Genomic DNA, 364 nt, shown 5'->3' with positions numbered 1-364 from the left:
TTTTTAGTTTTTTTTACATTTTTTTTATAAATCCATATTCCTTTATCATGAATATGATATATACCTTGGAATAAACGTCCGCAATTTATTGGCCAAGTAATAGGAGTACAAGATATTTTTAATTTGTTTTCAATATCATCAAATAACTCTATGGGATCTTTAGCATCTCTATCCAATTTATTAATGAAAGTAATGATAGGTGTATTTCTTAATCGGGTTATATTAATTAATTTTTTAGTTCTTTCTTCTACTCCTTTAGCTGCATCAATAATCATTAAACAACAATCCACTGCAGTAATAATACGATAAGTATCTTCTGAAAAATCTTGATGACCTGGGGTATCTAACAAATTAATTAAATGAA

1 protein-coding gene is annotated in these 364 nt (G+C 26.1%); it reads right to left on the bottom strand.

Translation table 11 applies throughout. The annotated features are described in order from the left end of the window. Nucleotides 1-364, bottom strand: a 364-nt coding sequence (locus tag LDP10_RS03305; protein WP_265197294.1) for a GTP-binding protein, incomplete at both ends; no start/stop codon positions are given.

It is taken from the genome of Buchnera aphidicola (Pemphigus obesinymphae), assembly GCF_026122815.1.
Taxonomy (GTDB): Bacteria; Pseudomonadota; Gammaproteobacteria; order Enterobacterales; family Enterobacteriaceae; genus Buchnera_C; species Buchnera_C aphidicola_BJ.
The sequence above is the reverse complement of the archived record's forward strand: the minus strand, read 5'-3'. Positions and strand labels throughout refer to the sequence as shown.